Origin of the sequence: Bizionia paragorgiae (assembly GCF_900107625.1) — a bacterium.
Classification (GTDB): Bacteria; Bacteroidota; Bacteroidia; order Flavobacteriales; family Flavobacteriaceae; genus Bizionia; species Bizionia paragorgiae.
The window spans coordinates 37,432-58,452 of sequence record NZ_FNQK01000003.1; the positions used below are offsets into that span (position 1 = coordinate 37,432).

The 21,021-nt window shown below is 38.1% G+C and carries 19 protein-coding genes and 1 tRNA gene; 18 read left to right on the plus strand and 2 right to left on the minus strand.

Annotated features, from left to right (window positions below):
• The 15 genes from BLV64_RS02615 to BLV64_RS02685 all read left to right on the plus strand — a co-directional run bounded on the left by BLV64_RS02615 (position 1) and on the right by BLV64_RS02685 (position 16,262).
• The gene (locus tag BLV64_RS02615; protein ID WP_092132083.1) at positions 1-819 is read left to right on the plus strand and encodes a leucine-rich repeat domain-containing protein; all 819 of its coding nucleotides are present in this window, start codon (positions 1-3) and stop codon (positions 817-819) included.
• Between the two features lie 80 nt (positions 820-899).
• Entirely contained in the window at positions 900-1,079 is a 180-nt protein-coding gene (locus BLV64_RS02620) for a CPXCG motif-containing cysteine-rich protein (RefSeq protein ID WP_092132086.1), read from the plus strand.
• Between the two features lie 63 nt (positions 1,080-1,142).
• Positions 1,143-1,215, plus strand: a tRNA-Met gene (locus tag BLV64_RS02625).
• Between the two features lie 250 nt (positions 1,216-1,465).
• A complete protein-coding gene (locus BLV64_RS02630) occupies positions 1,466-1,837 on the plus strand; it encodes a hypothetical protein (RefSeq protein WP_027126750.1) in 372 nt (123 codons plus the stop codon).
• Positions 1,838-1,955: 118 nt separating this feature from the next.
• Complete coding sequence (locus tag BLV64_RS02635) at positions 1,956-6,371, plus strand: CusA/CzcA family heavy metal efflux RND transporter (RefSeq protein ID WP_027126749.1); 4,416 nt, start codon at positions 1,956-1,958, stop codon at positions 6,369-6,371.
• Between the two features lie 16 nt (positions 6,372-6,387).
• Positions 6,388-7,647 carry an efflux RND transporter periplasmic adaptor subunit gene (locus BLV64_RS02640; protein WP_027126748.1) on the plus strand — a complete coding sequence of 420 codons (1,260 nt, stop codon included), beginning with the start codon at positions 6,388-6,390 and terminating at the stop codon, positions 7,645-7,647.
• Positions 7,648-7,755: 108 nt separating this feature from the next.
• Complete coding sequence (locus BLV64_RS02645; RefSeq protein WP_027126747.1) at positions 7,756-8,094, plus strand: P-II family nitrogen regulator; 339 nt, start codon at positions 7,756-7,758, stop codon at positions 8,092-8,094.
• A gap of 15 nt (positions 8,095-8,109) precedes the next feature.
• A complete protein-coding gene (locus BLV64_RS02650) occupies positions 8,110-8,532 on the plus strand; it encodes a Fur family transcriptional regulator (RefSeq protein WP_027126746.1) in 423 nt (140 codons plus the stop codon).
• A 44-nt stretch (positions 8,533-8,576) separates the two neighbouring features.
• Positions 8,577-8,939, plus strand: a complete 363-nt coding sequence (locus BLV64_RS02655) for a SpoIIAA family protein (protein ID WP_027126745.1) — start codon at positions 8,577-8,579, stop codon at positions 8,937-8,939.
• Positions 8,936-11,464: a heavy metal translocating P-type ATPase gene (locus tag BLV64_RS02660; protein ID WP_027126744.1), complete on the plus strand. Its 2,529-nt coding sequence runs from the start codon at positions 8,936-8,938 to the stop codon at positions 11,462-11,464. The genes BLV64_RS02655 and BLV64_RS02660 overlap by 4 nt, the downstream gene beginning before the upstream one ends.
• 37 nt (positions 11,465-11,501) lie before the next feature.
• A complete protein-coding gene (locus BLV64_RS02665) occupies positions 11,502-11,936 on the plus strand; it encodes a Fur family transcriptional regulator (RefSeq protein WP_092132089.1) in 435 nt (144 codons plus the stop codon).
• 84 nt (positions 11,937-12,020) lie between these two features.
• Positions 12,021-13,337: an APC family permease gene (locus tag BLV64_RS02670; RefSeq protein ID WP_092132091.1), complete on the plus strand. Its 1,317-nt coding sequence runs from the start codon at positions 12,021-12,023 to the stop codon at positions 13,335-13,337.
• Between the two features lie 9 nt (positions 13,338-13,346).
• Complete coding sequence (locus BLV64_RS14505) at positions 13,347-13,523, plus strand: DUF2188 domain-containing protein (protein WP_166643315.1); 177 nt, start codon at positions 13,347-13,349, stop codon at positions 13,521-13,523.
• A gap of 408 nt (positions 13,524-13,931) precedes the next feature.
• Entirely contained in the window at positions 13,932-14,288 is a 357-nt protein-coding gene (locus tag BLV64_RS02680) for a SpoIIAA family protein (RefSeq protein WP_026451360.1), read from the plus strand.
• Between the two features lie 9 nt (positions 14,289-14,297).
• Entirely contained in the window at positions 14,298-16,262 is a 1,965-nt protein-coding gene (locus BLV64_RS02685) for a heavy metal translocating P-type ATPase (RefSeq protein WP_026451359.1), read from the plus strand.
• 460 nt (positions 16,263-16,722) lie between these two features.
• Here the strand turns inward: BLV64_RS02685 and BLV64_RS02690 are convergent, their stop codons facing one another.
• Positions 16,723-17,775: a DUF4238 domain-containing protein gene (locus BLV64_RS02690; protein ID WP_026451358.1), complete on the minus strand. Its 1,053-nt coding sequence runs from the start codon at positions 17,773-17,775 to the stop codon at positions 16,723-16,725.
• Between the two features lie 412 nt (positions 17,776-18,187).
• Positions 18,188-18,769 (minus strand): sulfite exporter TauE/SafE family protein, encoded by a 582-nt coding sequence (locus tag BLV64_RS02695; RefSeq protein WP_177165287.1) that lies wholly within the window; start codon positions 18,767-18,769, stop codon positions 18,188-18,190.
• A 1,092-nt stretch (positions 18,770-19,861) separates the two neighbouring features.
• Between BLV64_RS02695 and BLV64_RS02700 the strand changes: the two genes are divergently transcribed.
• From BLV64_RS02700 to BLV64_RS14685, 3 genes are all read left to right on the plus strand, one after another.
• Positions 19,862-20,206, plus strand: a complete 345-nt coding sequence (locus tag BLV64_RS02700) for a single-stranded DNA-binding protein (protein ID WP_026451357.1) — start codon at positions 19,862-19,864, stop codon at positions 20,204-20,206.
• Between the two features lie 85 nt (positions 20,207-20,291).
• Complete coding sequence (locus tag BLV64_RS02705; RefSeq protein ID WP_026451356.1) at positions 20,292-20,672, plus strand: DUF6876 family protein; 381 nt, start codon at positions 20,292-20,294, stop codon at positions 20,670-20,672.
• Positions 20,673-20,683: 11 nt separating this feature from the next.
• On the plus strand, positions 20,684-20,881 hold the full coding sequence (locus tag BLV64_RS14685) for a hypothetical protein (protein WP_026451355.1): 198 nt from the start codon (positions 20,684-20,686) through the stop codon (positions 20,879-20,881).
• The last annotated feature ends 140 nt before the right edge of the window (positions 20,882-21,021 follow it).

The window sequence follows — 21,021 nt, forward strand, 5'->3', positions numbered from 1 at the left end:
ATGAAAACGATTACACTAACATTATTTTGCTTATTTGTATCTGTAATATCGATTGCTAATGTGTCTACACAAGAAAAGGAGGCTTTAGTATCTTTATACCATGCCACCCAAGGAGAGCAATGGAAAAATACTTGGAATCTTTCAGAACCTGTACATACATGGTATGGAGTTACTGTAGAAGATAACAAAGTGGTGGGCTTAGATTTACAGTATAACAATTTAGTGGGGACCTTGCCTCAGTCTATTGGTGAATTACACTATTTACAGACTTTAAATTTAGGATTTAATACGATCTCAGGAACAATACCAGCAGCAATAGCAGAGTTAACTCAATTAACCTCTTTAGAGCTATTTTTAAATAAACTACATGGTTCTATCCCTTCGGAAATAGGGAATTTAAAACAATTAAAAAAATTGTCTTTATTTAGTAATGCCCTTTCTGGAACTATTCCAACACGTTTAGGTGAATTAAGTGCACTTGAAGAATTAGAATTAGGAAGTAATTTATTAACAGGTTCTATTCCTTTTGAATTAGGAGCACTATCTAATCTGAAAATGTTAAGTTTAATCGATAATCAACTTACTGGGCATATTCCGGCGGAGTTAGGAGATTTAGTACATTTAGAAGTACTTGTATTATCTGATAATAAATTAGTTGGTCATTTACCGCTTGCCTTTAACAGCTTAACTAATCTTCATACTATGATGGTTAGCGATAACAATATGAATCGTGAATACATCACCGTGGTAGGAAACCCTACAGACGTAAGTAAATCTATTTTAAATATAGAGGATACTTATGTTGTAGAACGCGATTAGTTTGTAACAATACATTATATCTTATTTTAAAAGCCAGCTATTTAGTTGGCTTTTTTTATATTTATAAATAAACAAAGACAATGCACGAACACTTTTTTGAGTGTCCCTACTGCTGGGAGACTATCTCCATGTTACTTGATCCTAGTGTGATTAAGCAGGCCTATGTTGAGGATTGTGAAGTGTGTTGCAATCCTATTCAGATTTCTGTAAATTATTTTAACGGAGAACTTGTTGGTTTTGAAGCGATTAATATAGGGTAGTAATTTTTTACTAAAATAATGCTTGTTATATCTAAAAAGGTTTGTATATTTGCAGTCGAATAGCGCGGGATAGAGCAGTAGGTAGCTCGTCGGGCTCATAACCCGAAGGTCACTGGTTCGAGTCCAGTTCCCGCTACTAGTAAAGAAAAGGCTTTGCAGAAATGTGAGGCCTTTTTTTATTTCCAATAGTACAGAATAAGTACAGAATATTCCTATTTTCAAAATTCAATTCTATTTATGCTCATTTGCCTTCTATTGATAATAAGTAGTATCAAATATCTAAATAGTGTTTGGATATAAAGGTGAACATTCTTTCTTTGCACAACCTGTGCATCCATTATTTTGTATCTTTGTCAAACTTTATGAAAATATTCGTTTCCATATCAATGTCAATTTTATTCTTTTTTCAGGGAATTAGCATTGATATGGACTTTTGTGGACCAATTAAAGAAATTTCAAGCATTATTACCCATTATCAAGACCATAAAGTTTATGGAGACTCTTTCCTTGAATATGTAGTTGAAGATTACATTGACAATGATGCAAAAAATGAAGGGCATCATAATAACCCAGATAAGGAGAATACACCAGTCCATTCCCATCATCAATGTTGTCACCCTTTAGTATTAATTATTGCGAACAACAATTCGGTTTTAACCAATCGACTAAAGTTTGAAGAGAAAAAACAGTTTAACTTACATAAAGTAAACTTCACTTCCAGATATCTGGAATCGCTTTTCCAACCCCCTAAAGTATAATTCAGTTTTTTTTAGGATAGCTATATCCTACCGTGATGCTTTTCAAAGTAAGTATCGCATCATAAACGCATTGCATTTCTTTGCATTGCGATGTTTAAACTGAATTAATACTTTTTCTATGATTAACAAAATCATTTCATTTTCCATTAATAACAAGTTTATTATTGGGCTCTTTATAGTGGCACTTGTAGGTACGGGCATTTGGTCTATGGCCACTATAAATCTGGGTTCTGTACCCGATATTACCAACAACCAAGTACAGGTTATTACAGTTGCCCCAAATTTAGGTACTGAAGACATTGAACAATTTGTTACTTATCCGGTAGAATTGGCAATGGCAAATCTACCAGACGTTATCGAGCTGCGTTCGGTGTCTCGTTTTGGATTGTCAGTTGTTACTATCGTATTTGAGGACGAGGCAGGCACATATCTTCCCCGGCAATTAGTGCAAGAGAAATTAACCGAAGTTGCCGGAGAAATCCCCGAAGGCTTCGGCACGCCATTTATGGCCCCAATTACCACAGGTTTGGGCGAAATCTACCAATACAGCCTAAAAGTAAAGGAAGGCTACGAAGATAAATACGATGCAATGGAGCTTCGTACCATCCAAGATTGGATTGTAAAACGCCAAATGGCATTAGTTCCAGGAGTCGTCGAGGTAAATGCTTTTGGAGGATTTGTGAAGCAATATGAAGTAGCCATAAACCCCAATAAGCTAAAAAGTTTCGGTATTACAATGAACCAGGTCTTTGAAGCCCTTAAAGTGAACAATGCCAATACTGGAGGTGCCTATATAGAAAAAAATAACCAAGCCAATTTTATCCGTGGCGAAGGCTTGGCCCGAAGTATCGCCGATTTGGAAAACACAGTTGTAACTACTCAAAACGGTAGTCCCGTTTTAATACGGGATGTCGCTGAAAAGGTTGGATATGGCAGCCAAGTACGCTATGGCGCTTTTACCCAAGATGGACACGAATCTGTGGGCGGACAAATTTTAATGCTGAAAGGCGAAAGCCCAGGCGACGTGATCGAAAATGTGGAAAAGCGTATTGTAGAAATTCAAAAATCCCTGCCGGAAGGCGTTTATATTGATGCTTTTTTAAGTCGAAGTGAACTTATTGAGGCAACCACAAGTACCGTTAAAACAAATCTAATAGAAGGTGCCCTTATTGTCATATTTGTTTTGGTCTTGCTTTTAGGAAGCTTCCGTGGTGGCTTGATAGCAGCGTCGATAATCCCTTTATGCCTATTATTTGCATTTATTTTGATGAAACAATTTGGCATTTGGGCAAATTTAATGTCCTTGGGTGCGATCGATTTTGGGATTATTGTAGATGGTGCGGTGATTATCGTGGAAGGAGCGGTTTTCCACATTCATCAACGGATGAAAAAATCCACAACCGCCATTAACCAAGCTGAAATGGATGAAATCGCCTATGACTCTTCAAGTAAAATGATGAATTCTGCCTTCTTCGGTCAACTAATTGTTCTTATAGTTTTTACACCTATTCTGTTTTTGACCGGTGTGGAAGGGAAAATGTTTCGACCAATGGCATTTACATTTGGTTTTGCCGTTTTAGGGGCAATTATTCTTTGCCTTACCTACGTACCAATGATGTCATCATTATTTTTAAAACCTGCTAAAAATCAAAATAGTTGGTTTGCCAAATTTGAAAACAAGATTGATAGGTTCAGTGATAAAATTATGGGGGTTCTGAATCGTATCTATCTGCCTATATTAAATTTTGCACTTCGCTTTCGGGCAGGTGTGGTTATAGGCGCGGTTGCCTTGCTTTTGATTGCAGGATTTATTTTTAGCAATATGGGAGCAGAATTTGTCCCTAAATTTGATGAAGGCGATATTGCATTTCAAGCATTGATAAAACCAGGGAGCAGTCTTTCAGAATCTATTGAGGCCTCAGAGAAACTTCAGAATTTAATCAATGAGTTTCCGGAAGTAAAAACAGTAGTTTCAAGGATTGGTGTGGCTGAAATACCAACAGACCCAATGCCTATGGATATTGCCGATAGTTATATTATTCTTGAAAAGGACAAGAGTAAATGGACATCCGCAGATAGTAAAGAAGAACTCATAGAAAAGATTCAAGAAAAAATTTCAGTAGTTCCCGGCGTAAATTTTGTGTTTACACAACCTGTAGAACTTCGTTTTAATGAATTGCTGACTGGTGTCCGTGAAGACGTGGCCATCAAATTGTACGGAGAAGATTTGGACGTTTTGGCAGACAAGATACAGGAAATCGCGGCAGTAATTAGGACCGTTCCCGGAGCGGCTGACATTAATGTGGAGGCTACAAGTGGTTTGCCACAAATGACGGTGGTATATAACCGTGCGAAAATGGCACAATACGGTGTAACCGTTGATAAGCTGAATGATTATGTAAGTGCTTCATTTTCAGGAGAACAGGCAGGAGTCATTTTTGAAGGGGAAAAACGGTTCGATGTGGTCATTCGTTTGGCAGAGGAATATCGACAAGACATCAATAGCTTAAAAAACCTTTATATAGACCTGCCAAACGGTGCACAAGTACCATTAAAGGAGGTGGCAGATATCAGCTATAAACCCGGACCAATGCAGATTTCAAGAGACAATACCTCTCGTCGTACTTCCGTGGGCGTGAATGTTCGTGGGCGCGATGTAAAATCGATGGTCGAGGAAATTCAACAAAAATTGGAAACGGATGTTAAACTGCCACCAGGTTATTTTGTAACCTACGGCGGATCATTTGAAAACCTACAACGAGCATCAGACCGATTGATGATTGTAGTCCCAATCGTTCTATTAACAATATTTGTTCTGCTTTACTTTGCTTTGAATTCAGTTACACAAGCCTTGATGATCTATATGGCAGTGCCTTTGGCGGCCATTGGTGGCGTTTTCGTTTTGTTGATTCGTGGAATGCCTTTCAGTATTTCCGCGGGAGTCGGATTTATCGTGCTCTTCGGAGTTGCCGTATTAAACGGACTCATACTCATAAATAAGTTCAATGAATTAAAAGACAGTGGAATGACAGATTTAAAAAAACGTATATATGAAGCTACGCACGAACGTTTACGTCCAATTTTATTAACAGCCATTACAACAATTATGGGCTTTATCCCAATGGCGATTTCTACCTCTGGTGGTGCCGAAGTACAGCGGCCCTTGGCGACAGTAGTCATTGGAGGAATGCTTACGGCAACATTTCTGACCTTGGTGGTTATTCCTATTCTTTATTATTGGCTTGAATCGAGAAAGGAACGAAACAATAACGATGGAGGTGTAAGCTATGTCAACAAATCAACGAACATTGTAACCGTATTATTGATGGTTGGCGGTTTGATGGCTTCTGGAACTGCTTTTGCCCAAGACACCAATCAAAATGGAACAATGCCAAAAACCTTGACTGTAGATGAGGCCATTGCTATGGCAAAACAGAATTATCCATCGCTTAAGGAAAGTCAGGCATTTATTGAACGGGAAAAGGCACTGAAGGGAACGAGTTTTGACCTTGGTAGCACACAAGTTTTCACGGGCAAAGAAGAATATGGCAATAATCTTCCTGGAGTGCAAACAACCGTTGGCGTGCAACAGGGCAATATCGATTTGCTTTCAGGATTTTCAAAATCGAAGTTTTATAAAGAGCGCATTGCCTTGGGAGAAAAGTTTTATGTGGCCAGTGAACAACAGTTGGTGCGCAATGTGATGCAAGCCTATGACCAAATTAATTATTACAAGGCACAGTTGCGTTTTGCAGACCAATTGGACAGTATTTATGCCAATTTTAAGTCCGCTGCCCAACTTCGGTATGACACTGGAGAAACAGGCAAGTTGGAATTTATTTCAGCCTCTTCCGAATTTCAACAGATTCAAGTGTTGAGGCAACAAGCTTTTGATGATATTGAAATTGCCAAACGTGCCTTAAAACAATATTTGGGAACGGATGAAACCATCGAGACGGTAGATGGTTTTTACGAGCCATTGGATTTTATGGCGACATTGGATTCAACTTCGGTTGCCAATAACCCAATGTTGCAATATGCCTTGCAAAATGCCGAAGTAAGTAAAGCAAATGTGGGCGTTGAAAAATCGCAATTCCTACCGAAATTCAGTTTATCATATGGCAGGCAGGTTGTGGATGATGTTTCAGGGTTTAATACCTATCAGGCAGGTATTAGTATTCCGTTATGGTTTTTTCCGCAGAAGTCAAGGGTTAAGGCAGCCAAGGCAGACGCAATGGTAGCAGAGAATCAATATTTGGAGCAAAAAGCGGTTACAGAAAGTCGTGTTTCACAATTGACCAAATCACTCGAAAAAACAAAGAAGATTTTGCAATATTACGAAGAAGGCGCACTATTGTTGGCAGAAGAACAAATTACCACAGCGCAGTTGGCTTCTAAAGAAGGCGAAATAGATTACGTCAATTATATCACCATTCTTAATAGTGCCATCCGTATTAAACAAAACCATTTACAATACATCAATCAGTATAACCAGCAGACCATTGATATGCAATATCAATTGGGCAATTTATAACCTTAAAAAAAGAGAAATGAAGAATATACTATTAGTTAGTACCGTATTATTTACACTTATGTTTATGAGTTGTAATGATGCCCAAAAATCTGAACTTGGACATAATGAAGCCGAAGGTGTATCAAAGACCAATGAAGTTGGAGAAGATGCACACGGCGAAGAAGGCCACGTTGAAGGAGAGGAAGAAGGTGGTCACAGCGAGGAAGAAGGCGTTGTAGAACTTACAAAGCAACAAGCTGAAACCATCGGTTTGGAAATGAAATCTTTGGAGGAACGGAATTTAGGGAACAACATTAAGGTAACAGGTACGCTGGAACTTTTCCCACAGGATAAGGCGAATATCAGTCCGTTTGTTGGTGGAAATGTGAGTTCCATAAAAGTAATACCTGGAGATAATGTAAGTAAAGGACAGGTATTGGCATATATAGAACACCCAGATATCATTGCAATGCAACAGGAATATCAGGAAAAAAATGACGAACTGGTCTTTTTGAAACAGGATTTTGAGCGCAAGCAGACTCTTTATGACAAAGGTGTTTCTTCTGGAAAGGAATTTCAGATGGCGCAGTCAAAATTTCGTTCCACAACATCCAGCGTCAATGGTTTGCGGTCCCAATTGAGACTGTTGGGCATTAATCCGGACAAAGTGGCTGAAGGCCAAATATATTCCGCTGTTCCCATTACCACACCCATAAGTGGCTATGTGGATGAAGTAATGATTAGCCTTGGCGATTACGTGGCGCAACAATCCAAAATGTTCTCAATAAGCGATAATTCAAAGATTTATGTCAACTTCAAAATATATGAGAAGGACATAAAGCAAATCAAGAAAGGACAACAGATATATTTTTCTACGGCCTCTCGTCCAGATGAACTGCTTAAAGCAACCGTTCGGTCTGTGGGTAAAACATTTAACACCGACCCAAAAGCTTTGGAAGTTCTGGCAGATATTGAAAACGAGGATAAAAACCTATTGCCGGGTATGTACGTGGAAGGGCGAATAGTGCAAGGTGAGAAAAAAGGTTTCGCCGTACCGGAAGCCGCCGTTATAAAAGAAGGCGAGCAATCCTTTATTTTTATTCTGGATGAAGATGGAGAAATGGAAGCGAACAAAATGAAATTTAAAATGATACCCGTAACGGTTGGTATTACTGATTTAGGCTTTGTTGAAGTCAATCTGCCTGCCGAAGTTTCAAAGGACGCCAAAGTTGTCATAAACGGAGCTTATAATCTCTCTTCGGAAATGGTTAAAGGCGAACTGGAACACGGACATTAATTCAATAATAATCAAAGATTTTGATTCCGGGTTTGTTTATCGTCTTAATTAGTTAGTTAAAAATTAGAAAACAGGCTCGGTTCAAAATTGATTTAAAATATTCATAATATGAAGGAAATAAAAGCATTTATAAAACCGAACCGAATCCAAAGAGTCATTGAAGCACTATCAGATAATGGATTTAAAAGTATGACCCTTTCACAAGCAGAAGGAACTGGCGCCTTTAAGTCAAAAGGTGCAAGACCGTCGTTGGATTTTCACGTGACAGATAGTCCAGTGGTTAAGTTGGAACTGGTCTGCCAAAATGAGGAAGCCCAAGTGGCCATTGAAACAATTATAGCCAACGCCAAAACCGACGGACCTGGAGATGGTATTATTTATATAGCAAATATTGAAGATGCCTTTCAGATTAAATCTGGAGATTCCTTAAAACGGTACGACCTATAAAACACTTTGTTGCAAATGGAAAAAATAGTCCAACTACTTGAAAGCAAAGGGATACGACCTACGGCTATGCGCCTAATGACTTATAAACGTTTGGTGGAATTAAAGGTAGCCATCAGTCTTGGCGATTTGGAAAAGGATTTTAAGGTCAGTGAAAGAAGCACCCTATTTAGGACTATGAAAGCGTTTGAAGAAAAAGGTATTGTGCATCAAATTGAGGATGGGACAGGTGTTATAAAATACGCCCTTTGCGAAGAAAATTGTGAGTGCGAGGTCGGCAACGACCTTCATTTACACTTTCATTGCAACAATTGTAATGAAACTGTCTGTTTAACAGAGCATAAAATCCCTCATATCAACTTACCTGATGGCTATATTACCGAGGATATCAACTTGGTGGTAAAGGGCATTTGCGAAAAATGCAGCGACAATCTGGATTAAACGTTTGGTTTTTAAATTCAATTATCATTTATAAATAGTGAGCAATGATAACAATCTATAAAAAAGAGGCTACTGTATATATGGTGGCAGAGAATAAGCTGGATGCCAAGGATTATGAAAACTTGATACCGGTCTTAACAGAACATATAACTGCATATCAGGAAGTTTCCTGGTACATTGAAATGCAAAATTTTGAAGGCTGGACGGTAAGTGCCTATTGGAAGGGCATTGAATTAAATCTTCCGAATGAAACGCATTTAAAGCGTGTTGCTTTAGTGGGTAGCGTTAAATGGCAGGAGCAATTTACCGAGGCATTGCTTCCTTTTTCAGAAGCTCATATAAAATTTTATAAGCCAGAAGAAAAAGACGATGCCAAAGAATGGATAAAAAAAAATAGTAAAAAATGAAAAAAATACAACTAAAAATTCCAGTTATCCTTCCGCAAGTTCCAAACGAAAAAGATACTTGTGTTGAGCGGCTTATAAAAGAATTACAGGCTAAAGAGGGCATCGAAAAAGTACACGTTGCCGATACAAAGGAAGATGACACACCACAGCTCTGTTTTCATTATGACCCCGATATCATTTCTATAGACCGCATTCAATCCCTCGCCGAACGGACTGGTGCTGAAATTACCGAAAAATACGGGCATTTGCTCATTGAGGTTAAAGGAATCAGACATACAAGACAGGCACGTTCCATAGAGAAAAGTCTTTTGGCAATCAATGGGGTTTTGGAGGCTTCCGTTTCGGCCTCTGGAATGGTGCGCCTTGAGTTTGATAAAAAGCAAACAAATTTTGATGAAATAAGTAAACAGATTGAAAAGGAAGACCTTCAGGTTAAGCGGAGTTCTTCAAACGAAAATAATTACACCGAAGCATCCAAAAAAAAACAGGAACGTTCAAAGAAGGAAGATACTAAAGAGCAAACTTCCACAGAGGGCCACGAGCACAAGGAGGGCGAGACCCACGAGGAAGGAGAAGAGCACGCCCACGGTGGGGTTTTCGGTAAAAATACGGAGCTTATTTTTTCCATTATCTGTGGGGCACTTCTCGGGATAGGTTTCGGGCTTTCTTATGTGGAATCCATCCCGGATTGGGTCAGTCTTACTTTGTACATTGGCGCGTACTTTTTCGGTGGTTTCTTTACGGCCAAGGAAGCGGTTCAAACTGTGGCCAAGGGTGGTTTTGAAATTGATTTTTTAATGCTGGTCGCTGCCATTGGTGCCGCCATTCTGGGAGAATGGGCAGAAGGTGCACTGTTGTTGTTTTTATTTAGCCTTGGGCACGCCTTGGAACATTACGCAATGAACAAAGCAAGAAAAAGCATTGCCGCGCTTGCAGACCTTGCACCAAAAACAGCCTTGCTTAAAAAAGATGGTAAGACTGTAGAAGTTGGGATTGAGAAATTGAGTATTGGCGATATTATAGTGGTCAAGCCCAATAGTAAAATATCCGCAGATGGCGTCGTGGTCAACGGAAAAAGTAGTGTAAACCAAGCACCAATTACTGGGGAAAGTGTACCTGTGGACAAAATCCCTGTGGAAGATAAGGACAGAAACTATTCGGCAGACGATGATATCAAGGATGAAAACCGTGTGTTTGCTGGAACTATCAACGGTAATAGTATGTTGGAAATTAAGGTAATCAAAGAAGCCAAAGACTCTACCCTGTCCCGATTGGTTAAACTGGTCAACGAGGCGCAGACCCAAAAGTCCCCCACACAGCTGTTGACCGATAAGTTTGAAAAATACTTTGTGCCATCCGTACTGATATTGGTTGGTGTCTTGCTCTTTGCCTTTCTGGTCATTGATGAACCGTTTAGTGCCAGCTTTTACCGTGCAATGGCGGTATTGGTAGCTGCAAGTCCCTGTGCTCTGGCCATTTCAACACCAAGTGCCGTATTGAGCGGTGTGGCGCGAGCAGCGCGTGGTGGTGTACTCATTAAAGGTGGGAGACCGCTGGAAGATTTGGGCGAATTGACCGCTTTGGCTTTTGATAAAACAGGCACGCTTACCGAAGGCAAGCCCAAACTTACCGAAGTAGTACCATTGGGGGATATTGAAGAAAATGAACTGTTAAAGATAGCCGTTGCCGTTGAAAACTTGAGCGACCACCCTTTGGCCAAAGCCGTCGTAAGGGATGGGAAAGAGCGTCTGAAAGGTACTGATATTATCGATGCGTCAGATTTGGAAGCAGTTCTCGGAAAAGGTATCAAAGCTTCTTTGGGCAAGGATAAAATCTATATTGGAAACCTTGACTTGTACGAAGACCTCGATGAAGCAAAACCATCCGAAGATATATCGAATAAAGTAAAAGAACTTGAAGGTGGTGGAAATACTACGATGCTCATAAGAAGGAACAAAGAATATATAGGTATCATCGCCCTGATGGACACCCCACGGGAAGCGGCCAAGGAAACACTGAAAAAATTAAAGGAAATCGGTATCAAGCGGATGATAATGCTAACCGGGGATAATCAAAAGGTTGCCGATGCCGTTGCTAAAGAAATTGGGTTGACCGATGCCTGGGGAAGCCTGTTGCCAGAGGAAAAAGTAAATGCCATTAAAAAATTAAAAGAACAGGAATCCAAAGTCGCAATGGTAGGCGACGGTGTGAACGATGCCCCTGCAATGGCAAACAGCACCGTAGGTATCGCAATGGGTGCAGCGGGCAGTGATGTGGCCTTGGAAACTGCGGACATTGCCCTAATGGCTGATAAACTGGAAACACTGCCCTTTGCCATAGGTTTGAGCAGGAAGGCAAAGGCCATTATCAAGCAAAACCTTTGGGTCAGCCTCGGTATTGTGGCATTGCTTATCCCATCGACCATTATGGGTTGGGCCAATATCGGTATTGCAGTGGTCATCCACGAAGGCTCAACATTACTTGTGGTTTTTAATGCGTTAAGGCTTTTGGCTTATAAGAAATAAATTTAATAAAAAGGGTTGCTTTTGAATCAAGGTTAAAATGACCAAAACGGAAAAAATATTATCATATCACGGTATTCGCCCTACTAAAATGAGGTCGAAGATATACAAGTTCCTGAAAAGGAAACAAAGTGCCGTGTCCTTTTCCGATTTGAAAAAGGCTTTTGTTCAAAAGAGCGAAACCAATAAAACAGCAAACAGAACTACCTTTTATCGCAACCTCAAAATTTTTGAGGATAAAAGGCTAATTCATCAGATTAATGATGGGGTCGGAGTGGCAAAATATGCGATTTCTGATGAAAACGCCAAAGTTAAATATGGTATAGATTTACATATGCACTTTCATTGCACCGATTGTAGGAGAACAATCTGTTTACCGAATAAGATATCGGAAGAAAGCTTGCCAGACGATTATGAAGTGAGCGATGTGAATCTGGTATTAAAGGGAATATGTGAAAAATGCAGGCAAAAATAACAGGTGGGAGTTCCAGAACTCTGAACCCTTGCGCCCAATGGTCAGGTTCAGGTTTCTTCCACCTTCTCTAACTTAAAAAATATTATGGTAGAACTAAAAAAATCCTTGGGTACGCTTCGACTTACGTTTTATGGTGTTGGCACAATTGTGGGCGCAGGAATCTATACCGTGATTGGCGCGGCAGCTGGACAGGCAGGAACCGATATTTGGTTGAGCTTTATTTTTGCGGCAGTTGCAGCCAGTATTTCTGCAATGTCTTATGCAGAATTATCATCTACCTACCCCAATGCAGGCGCAGAATTTATATTTGTAAGGAAAGCATTTCCAAAAATCGACATTCCTTCCTTTCTTACGGGTTGGACCGTTGCCTTCCATAGTTCGGCAACAATTGCAGCCGTACTATTGGCATTTTCGGGATATTTCAATACCTTTTTTGAAGTACCGGGATTATTGATAAGCTATGGTGTACTGCTGCTGCTTGCCCTGATAAGTGTTACAGGAATCAAGAAATCATCTACTGCTAATATTATAATGGTCAGTATTCAATTGTTAGGTTTGCTCATTCTTATCTTTATAGGCCTTAAAGAAACAGGCCTGCCAAAAGCTGAAATTTTTCAAATCAACTCATTCTCTGGAACACTTGCGGCTACGGCAACTTTGTTTTTTGTCTATACTGGCTTTGAACATATGGCATCTTTGGGTTCAGAAGTTAAAAATCCAGGAAAAACAATTCCTCGTGCCTTTTTGCTGACAATGGTAATTACCACTATCTTTTATTTACTCATTTCTTTTACGGTACTTAACATAGCTGACCCTTTAGCTATTTCAAAGGTAGATTCGCCATTGTCCTTGGCAGCATCCAACCTTAATGCTTGGTTGCCTGTTGTCTTGGCTGTTGCTGCTCTCTTTGCCACGGCCAATGCAGCGTTTAGCGGTATTATTTCCATAAGCAGGTTGTTGTTCGGAATGGCAATCGTGGGCGAGCTTCCAAAATTTATGACCAAAGTAAATGCACAAAAAGTACCTTGGGTAACCACATTTGTGGTTATGGCTGCGGTGGGTTGTTTTTTGCTATTGGGCGATATTAAAATTGTAGCTGGGATGTCTTCTTTGGGTGCGCTACTTGTATATGTTGCCGTAAATATTGCACTTATAATTTTGCGTTTTAAAGAACCAAAACAGAACAGACCTTTTAGAGTGCCATTGTCCATCGGTAAAGTTCCAGTACTGCCCATTTTGGCCATATTGGTTAGCCTTACTCTAATTATTCAATATGATGGATTGGTTTACGCTGCCTTTGTAGGTGCGATAATAGTGGGAATAATACTCGATTATTTTTTGGATAAAAGACCGAAAAAAGACGTAGATGCTGAAAAAGAAAATGAATTGTTTAAACACTAATACATTTTTATGGACTGGACATTTGAAGAATTTAGAACAGAGCTTGACACCCTTAATCCAGCGGTACGAAAAAAGGCAATCGAAATTGCGAATGACTTAATAGAAAAGGAAGGTCTTTCACAAGATTTAGCCATCAAAAAAGCAATTGTTATGGCTGAAGAATGGTTTTATGATTTGGAAGGTTAATCTTTAAAATTTTGGACTCCTTTAATTTTAAAATAGATGATAAAAATTAAGAAATTATCAATTCCCATACTAGTAGGGTTCGCCATAGGTGTATTTATTATTCAACCCTTGGGAATCACTATTTTTAACTATGGAAATCAAGCTAATGAAATTAATTGGCTGCAATATTTGAAAAGTAATTTAGTCGAAATTTTGAATATAAACGGGAATCAAATTGTCGAGAATATTCTGTTTGGACTGTTAGGTGCAAGTGTTGCATTGATTTTTTATTTAGGTAAAATGGAAAAGAATATCGATAATAAGTGACAATTATATTTTAAAATTAAATAATCTGCGATATATGAAGTGGCCAATAAATGCACTTCCATAGCACTATATATTTCATTAAATTGATAAAAAAATAAAATTATGATACAGTTTGTAAATTCTAAAAACGAAAATTTAATTGCCGCAAAATTGGAAGGCAAAATATCTACAAGCGATGTAGAACTGATACATTCCCGAATTGATGAAATCCTGAACAGCAACCAGAAGGTTGATTTCTATTTTGAAATGCACGATTTCCACGGTTACGACCTGCAAGGTCTTTGGGCAGATATTAAAGTAGACAACTCCCATCTTTCCGATTATGGCAAAATGGCATTTGTGGGCGAAAGGAAATGGCAAGAATGGGCTGCCAAGGCAACCGATTTCTTTACCGGTTCAGAGGTAAGATATTTTGATTTAAAAGATAAGGAACAAGCCAAGCAATGGATAAATTTATAATAAAATAAAATGAGCAAGAAAAAACAAAATCTTCGTGATATCAATACCGAAGAACATAAAGGAGAACACGCACACGACGATGGCCACAACCATAGCGACCCGGAAAGTGTAGGAAAATTTAAAACCTATCTACCAGCAATTTTCAGTTTTGTGATGCTGATTATCGGTATCGCTATGGACTATTTTGATGTTGCATTTTTTAAGGATTGGGTACGTATCGTTTGGTATGTAATAGCATACCTTCCAGTAGGTTTTCCCGTGATAAAAGAAGGCTGGAACAGCATCATAAAAGGCGATTTCTTTACGGAATTTCTTTTGATGTCCATTGCTACCATTGGAGCATTCGCCATTGGCGAATATCCCGAAGGTGTGGCAGTAATGCTTTTTTACGCAGTGGGCGAATTGTTCCAAAACGCAGCGGTCAATCGAGCCAAAAGCAATATTAAAGCCTTGCTCGATGTAAGACCTAATGAAGCTTTGGTTTATCGAAACAACGATTACATTTCTGTAAATCCTGAAACCGTTGAAATTGGCGAAAAAGTACAGGTTCGTGTGGGCGAAAAAATTCCTTTGGATGGGGTGTTGCTATCAAAAAAAGGCTCGTTCAATACAGCAGCCTTGACAGGGGAAAGTAAACCTGATACTATTGCAAAAGGCGAAAAGGTGTTTGCCGGAAGTATCAATCTGGATGGTGTGATTGAAATTGAGACCACCAAAGAATTTAAGGACAGTTCCATTGCCCGAATTCTCGATATGGTGCAGAATGCAACAGCTCGTAAATCGAAAACCGAATTGTTCATTAGAAAGTTCGCAAGAATCTATACACCTATTGTTGTCTTTCTTGCGATTGGATTGACGTTTATACCCTACTTTTTTGTGGACGATTATATCTTTAGCGATTGGTTATACAGAGCCTTAATTTTTCTTGTGATTTCTTGTCCTTGTGCTTTGGTTATTTCTATTCCTTTAGGTTATTTCGGAGGATTGGGAGCAGCTTCAAAAAATGGCATTCTGTTTAAAGGAGCATCGTATTTGGATGAAATGACAAAGGTTAATACCGTTGTTATGGACAAAACCGGAACCGTGACCAAAGGTGTGTTCAAAATCAAGGAAATAAAAGCCATTGATTGGAATGAGCCTGAATTTATGAAATACCTAATGGCGATGGAAGAACAATCTACCCATCCCATTGCCAAGGCAATTATGGAATATAAAGCCGATGGCGAAGATTTTCAAGCTTCCGAAGTAACTGAAATAGCAGGAAAAGGTCTAAAGGGAACAGTAAACGGTAAAACCGTATTGGTAGGTAACAAACCATTGATGACGTCAAACAACATCGAAGTTCCATCTGAAACCGACAACATAGTAGAATCTATCGTGATGGTTTCCATTGAGGGCAAATTTGCTGGTTATGTAATTATTGCAGACGAGTTGAAGGATGATGCTCACGAAGCCATCAAACAAATCCGTGAATCAGGAATTACCAAAATAATAATGCTTTCGGGCGATAAGGATTCTATTACGCAACAAGTCGCAAAAGAAATGGGTGTAGATTGGGCAAAAGGGGGTTTGCTTCCAGAAGATAAATTGAAAGAAGTCGAAAAGCTGATGTCCGAAAACAACAACAAAGTAGCTTTTATTGGAGATGGCATCAATGATGCACCCGTATTGGCGGTTAGCGATGTAGGTATTGCAATGGGTGGATTGGGTAGTGATGTGGCAATAGAAACTGCAGACGTTATCATCCAAACAGACCAACCGAGCAAAATTGCAAAGGCTATAAAAATTGGTAAATCCACACGTCGCATCGTTTGGCAGAACATTATTTTAGCATTCGGAGTAAAAGCAGTTGTTTTAGTATTGGGTGCAGGAGGTCTGGCAACGATGTGGGAGGCGGTTTTCGCAGATGTGGGCGTGGCTTTATTGGCAATATTGAATGCCGTAAGGTTACAGAAGATGGAATGGAAGAAATAGATATATAAATAAAACAATAGTATATGTCAGAAAATCGAAGGAAAAGACGTCTGAAAGAGAAAAGTAAAGTACAAACTGAAAAAACTGTCATTTCTAAAAGGGATAAAATAATATGGATTGGTGTTATAATCATATTTGTATTGTTTGTTTTGTTTATTCTATTCCTGCTTTTCTTGAAATACTTTATAACTATTTAGATACAAAGCTATTATAGAGGGTTATTTAGAAATAACTAAAAAGGATGTATCAAAAACAAAGAAAAAAAAGAAATAAGAAAGTTGGTAAATCCAATAATCAAATCACAAGGAAAGATAAGTTCAATGGTATTCTTGCAATATTATTTGTGATAATATCCGCGTTGTTATTGTACTATTTTGTGGTAAAAGGGAATATTCATAAACATTAACTGTTGTATAGACTATAATGTTCATAATGTTCGTTCGTAATGAAACAAGATAATCTATTGCTCTCTATTTCGAATACGCTCATCCCTAAATTCAGCATAATAGCCCGACATTTTATACGATTTGGCGTGCTGTGTTTGCTTAACAAAGGATAGGGTCAGTTTAATCATATAAGGCGTTTGATGATGTTGTACAATCACCGATTCAGCATCATCCTCACTTTGTATGGGGTCAAAATGTTTTACTTCCAGTTTCTTTTGTTCTTTATAAATATTCGATTCTTTGACCCATTGTTCAAGCTGAAAATCAGTTACATTATCCGTAGAATAAATAGATTTATTAGCATACAAACAAGTTAAAATATTTAAATACTCAATATCTTTTTCATTCATAGGAATGTTACTGAATTGTTTTTTATTTCCAATTTTATAGACTTTTGGGTCATACATTATAAGTAGCAAATCTGGTGCTAATGGGTAAAAAATCTGTAATCCCTTACTTGCCATTCCATTGTGTCCGAAGGGAAATTTTCTTGATTCCAAAAACTGATTATATTTCGAAATAGGATTGTCGCTTGTTATCAATTCATTTGAAGTAGTATTTCGAATCAGCTTGATTTGCATATCCATCATCATAGGTAGACTATTAAGAAGTAAGTCAAGTTTTTTTTCTATTGCATCTTCGTATGCAAAAAAATGAGTATCATAATCAAAATTTTTAAATTGAGGTTCGAGCTTCATTGCCGTTTTCATAATTGTATCTATCATATGATTAAAATCTTCAACATTCGACTTGGTGCGATACGCTTGAAGAAGGATAAATAGCCAAATAAGATAATAATTATCAGATTTATCCTTTGGCAACTCTTTTGTTTGAACCACCCTATTTAGAATTAATGAGCTCTGATTTTCAATAGTCCCAAACCATTCTTCCCTTTCCAAATCCTTGCCATAGAAATAATCTTCTTGGGCTTGTCCTTCCAAATTTGCTTTATGGATGATTCTACCTGTATCCTTTAGACAGAGCTTAATTATTTTCGTGGAATCATTTAAACTAAAGTATCGTAAATAAAATTTCGGGACATAGTGTTGTTTTTTCTTATTGGCCATTATGAAAAAATTATTTAGATTGTAAAAATAAGAATGACAAATTTTAAGAAAGACAAAAAGCTAATTCATTTTATAGATTTTGTTTACATAAGCCATTGCAACCCATTCCCCTGCATTCCGTAAAAAACTCCATTACGGTAAATGCGCTTCATTAAAAAAAATCTTGGACACAACTCCAAAGCTTCCGATTTCCATTCCACTTGCCCGCCTATTCCGGAAAAAAAAGGGAAGCGGTCAAACTCCATTCCCAATCTCCGACTTTGAAGTTAAGTCCGCTTTACATCCTACACAATATGTATAATCCGATTTGAAAAATATTTGCACATTAGCGTTCATAGCACAAACACCATTTTATCATTTAAATAAAAATAAATACTGTTCTTGGAACGCCTGGGTAATTATTCACCATTTTTTACGATGTCCAAATCATTTGTATTCCTGTAATAATCAATAGTATTTCAACGAGGAATATAAATTTATCCCTACTTATCTTTTCGATGATTTTTCTTCCCGACCAACTTCCCAAAATCATTGCTGCGCCAATAAATAATCCATAATAAAGTTCTTCTTTTCCGATTAGTGCATATTTGCTGTAAACGACTGTTTTGGTCAAGTGCATTGTTAACGCTGTAAATGCTTCACTTGCAACATAGGCAGTCGCTGTCAGGTCAAGACCAAGGAAAAATGCTGCTCCAATCGGTCCGGCACTCCCAATTAGTCCAGACAAAAATCCTGTCAGCCCTCCACCTATTAACATTCCTTTTTCGCCCAGAACTATTTTTTTAATTTTAAGCCTTCGATACCCCACTAATAAAATCAAAACAACGCCGATGCCAATTTTTATGATTTTACTGTTGATGTCCGTAAATAAATAACTTCCAAGAATGGTCAAAGGAAGAGCGGCTAAAAGAAAGTATATAATCGGTCTCCATTTTAATTCATATCTGCCAAACCAAACTCGGGAAGCATTACCAAAAATTGAAGCTATTGTCAAAATTGGACTGCTGTTTGCAGTCCAACAATATTTATAACAAAAGGCAATATAATTAATGCTCCACCAAAACCCGCAGCTCCTGATACAGTTGCAGCAATATAACTGATGACGAATAATATTATAAGTTCTGTTATCACTAATTTTATTTATAGACCTGATTTTTCAGAGTTTAACACATTAATTTTATCAACTCAAAAATACATTTTTAACTGCAAGCATCTAATAAACAGGTGTCTATTTCAAGTACAATCCCACTCAGCCGATTCCCTTGCTTACGATAGCTATCGGAACCGCTGAAAAAGCTTCATTTCGGGAAAAGAGCTTCCCTATAAAGGTCTTGGACAAAACTCCAAAGATTCCAATTCCATTCCACTTGACCACTTCCTGAAAAAAAAGGGAAGCGGACAAACTCTATTCCATCTCCATTTTCGAAGTTAAGTCCGCTTTAAATCCTGCAAAGAATCATATACAGCTTTTAAATCCCGTTCAGCACATTCCCCTGCATTCCGCGAAAAGCTACATTGCGGGAAAAGAGCTTCACTGCAAATATCTTGGACACAATACCCAATTTCTACTTTCCATTCCGCTAACCCGGTCCGTCCCGATAGCTATCGGGACTGGAACGGGACACTTCATTCCCAATCCGAAATTGTGAACGGAGTCCGCCAAATCGGAATTCCATTTAATCATTTGGTGCCACTTCCTATGTTTTCGTACTTCACAAAAGTCTTTAAACCTCCATCCGCACCCTCGCCGTTATACCCTTTTATTGCCAGCAAAATACCAACATTTGGAAGTTGAACGGACTGCATAAACCGCTACGCTGCGCTTCACTTTTTATAAGTCCTTATCAATTCCAAATATTGAAAATGTATCAGCAACAAAAAAAGGTAACAGCGAGGGCGCTATGGGAAGTAAATCTAAAATGAATCTTATGAAATCTTACAAAAACATCAAAAAGGAAGCGGCACCGAAAAAAACAAAAAAGGAAAACGCTCAAGATATAATAAGTAAATCACTTCAAAAAAATATAACAATAAACTGTCTGAATAGTTCAGATAGCAATTTTAATTAATTCTTAAATATTTTATTATGAGCACTTTAAAAAATCACGTACAGTTAATCGGAAACGTTGGACAAGAGCCAACCATTACAAACCTTGAAAGCGGTAAAAAAGTAGCCCGTTTTTCACTCGCAACAAACGAATATTACAAGGATGCCAAAGGCAAAAAGCAAACAGAAACCAATTGGCATACGGTTGTAGCTTGGGGCAAGACTGCAGAAATCGTTGAGAAATTTGTCGAAAAAGGCAAAGAAGTTGGAATATCGGGAAAACTAAAAACTCGAAGCTATACAACTGATGATAACGAACAACGCTATGTAACGGAAGTTGTAGCCGATGAAATCCTATTACTCGGAAGCAAAAACGACAAGTAATCATAAAAATCCAAGAGGGCACAGATACCAGTTTTCAATTAGTTCGTGCCCTCTTTTAATTATTCACTTATAAAATAAATGAACAATGAAAGCACAAGTTAACGAAATCAAAGAAGGATTGCAACATTTTCACGGAACGGAAATGTTTTATCAAATCCCATTATTAAGAACACGTTTTACGGACGGACTAAAATATCTTGCTAATGTGGCAGATTGTTTTTGGCTCATTACGGACACTTCTGTAATTGCAAAAAGTCTAATGAACCGAAGTGAGTTTATCACAATAGACTTTAAAAGATTATCCGAAGATGAACAGGATTATACAGGATACGAAGCTGAAATTATATACACCGATGGCAATGATATTGTTTTAGAAAAGCACGGGTATAGAGTGACTGATTTTCCACTCGATGAATTGCGGTTATTTTTTGTAAATAATACGCTGATGTTGCCAAGTGAATATTAATATCTAAAGCTATGGTATATCTCAATTTTACGGATCTGAGCGAAGAAGCTCAAAACCGGCTTTTAGAAGATTCTAAAAAGGATGTGAAACGAAAATTTGGCGATAGTATTCGGCAATACGTAAGAGAAAATTATACCTGTTTTGAAACGATGGTAGAGGAGGAAGCATTACGAAATTTATATTCCTATACTTTCATATTCAACATCTAATTTTCTAAACTTAATAATTAAAGCACCTCTAAATCTTGGAGGTGTTTTTCTGTTAGATTAATTCCAATTCAAATAAAAAATCGTATCTTTAGTTCGCTGAAATTCAGCATTCAATTTTACGTAGGGTTATCCATTTTTCG

Coding starts and splice junctions, on each gene's coding strand:
- BLV64_RS02615 (WP_092132083.1), top strand. CDS start 1: ATGAAAACGATTACACTAACATTATTTTGCTTATTTGTATCTGTAATA.
- BLV64_RS02620 (WP_092132086.1), top strand. CDS start 900: ATGCACGAACACTTTTTTGAGTGTCCCTACTGCTGGGAGACTATCTCC.
- BLV64_RS02630 (WP_027126750.1), top strand. CDS start 1,466: ATGTCAATTTTATTCTTTTTTCAGGGAATTAGCATTGATATGGACTTT.
- BLV64_RS02635 (WP_027126749.1), top strand. CDS start 1,956: ATGATTAACAAAATCATTTCATTTTCCATTAATAACAAGTTTATTATT.
- BLV64_RS02640 (WP_027126748.1), top strand. CDS start 6,388: ATGAAGAATATACTATTAGTTAGTACCGTATTATTTACACTTATGTTT.
- BLV64_RS02645 (WP_027126747.1), top strand. CDS start 7,756: ATGAAGGAAATAAAAGCATTTATAAAACCGAACCGAATCCAAAGAGTC.
- BLV64_RS02650 (WP_027126746.1), top strand. CDS start 8,110: ATGGAAAAAATAGTCCAACTACTTGAAAGCAAAGGGATACGACCTACG.
- BLV64_RS02655 (WP_027126745.1), top strand. CDS start 8,577: ATGATAACAATCTATAAAAAAGAGGCTACTGTATATATGGTGGCAGAG.
- BLV64_RS02660 (WP_027126744.1), top strand. CDS start 8,936: ATGAAAAAAATACAACTAAAAATTCCAGTTATCCTTCCGCAAGTTCCA.
- BLV64_RS02665 (WP_092132089.1), top strand. CDS start 11,502: ATGACCAAAACGGAAAAAATATTATCATATCACGGTATTCGCCCTACT.
- BLV64_RS02670 (WP_092132091.1), top strand. CDS start 12,021: ATGGTAGAACTAAAAAAATCCTTGGGTACGCTTCGACTTACGTTTTAT.
- BLV64_RS14505 (WP_166643315.1), top strand. CDS start 13,347: ATGGACTGGACATTTGAAGAATTTAGAACAGAGCTTGACACCCTTAAT.
- BLV64_RS02680 (WP_026451360.1), top strand. CDS start 13,932: ATGATACAGTTTGTAAATTCTAAAAACGAAAATTTAATTGCCGCAAAA.
- BLV64_RS02685 (WP_026451359.1), top strand. CDS start 14,298: ATGAGCAAGAAAAAACAAAATCTTCGTGATATCAATACCGAAGAACAT.
- BLV64_RS02690 (WP_026451358.1), bottom strand. CDS start 17,775: ATGGCCAATAAGAAAAAACAACACTATGTCCCGAAATTTTATTTACGA.
- BLV64_RS02700 (WP_026451357.1), top strand. CDS start 19,862: ATGAGCACTTTAAAAAATCACGTACAGTTAATCGGAAACGTTGGACAA.
- BLV64_RS02705 (WP_026451356.1), top strand. CDS start 20,292: ATGAAAGCACAAGTTAACGAAATCAAAGAAGGATTGCAACATTTTCAC.
- BLV64_RS14685 (WP_026451355.1), top strand. CDS start 20,684: ATGGTATATCTCAATTTTACGGATCTGAGCGAAGAAGCTCAAAACCGG.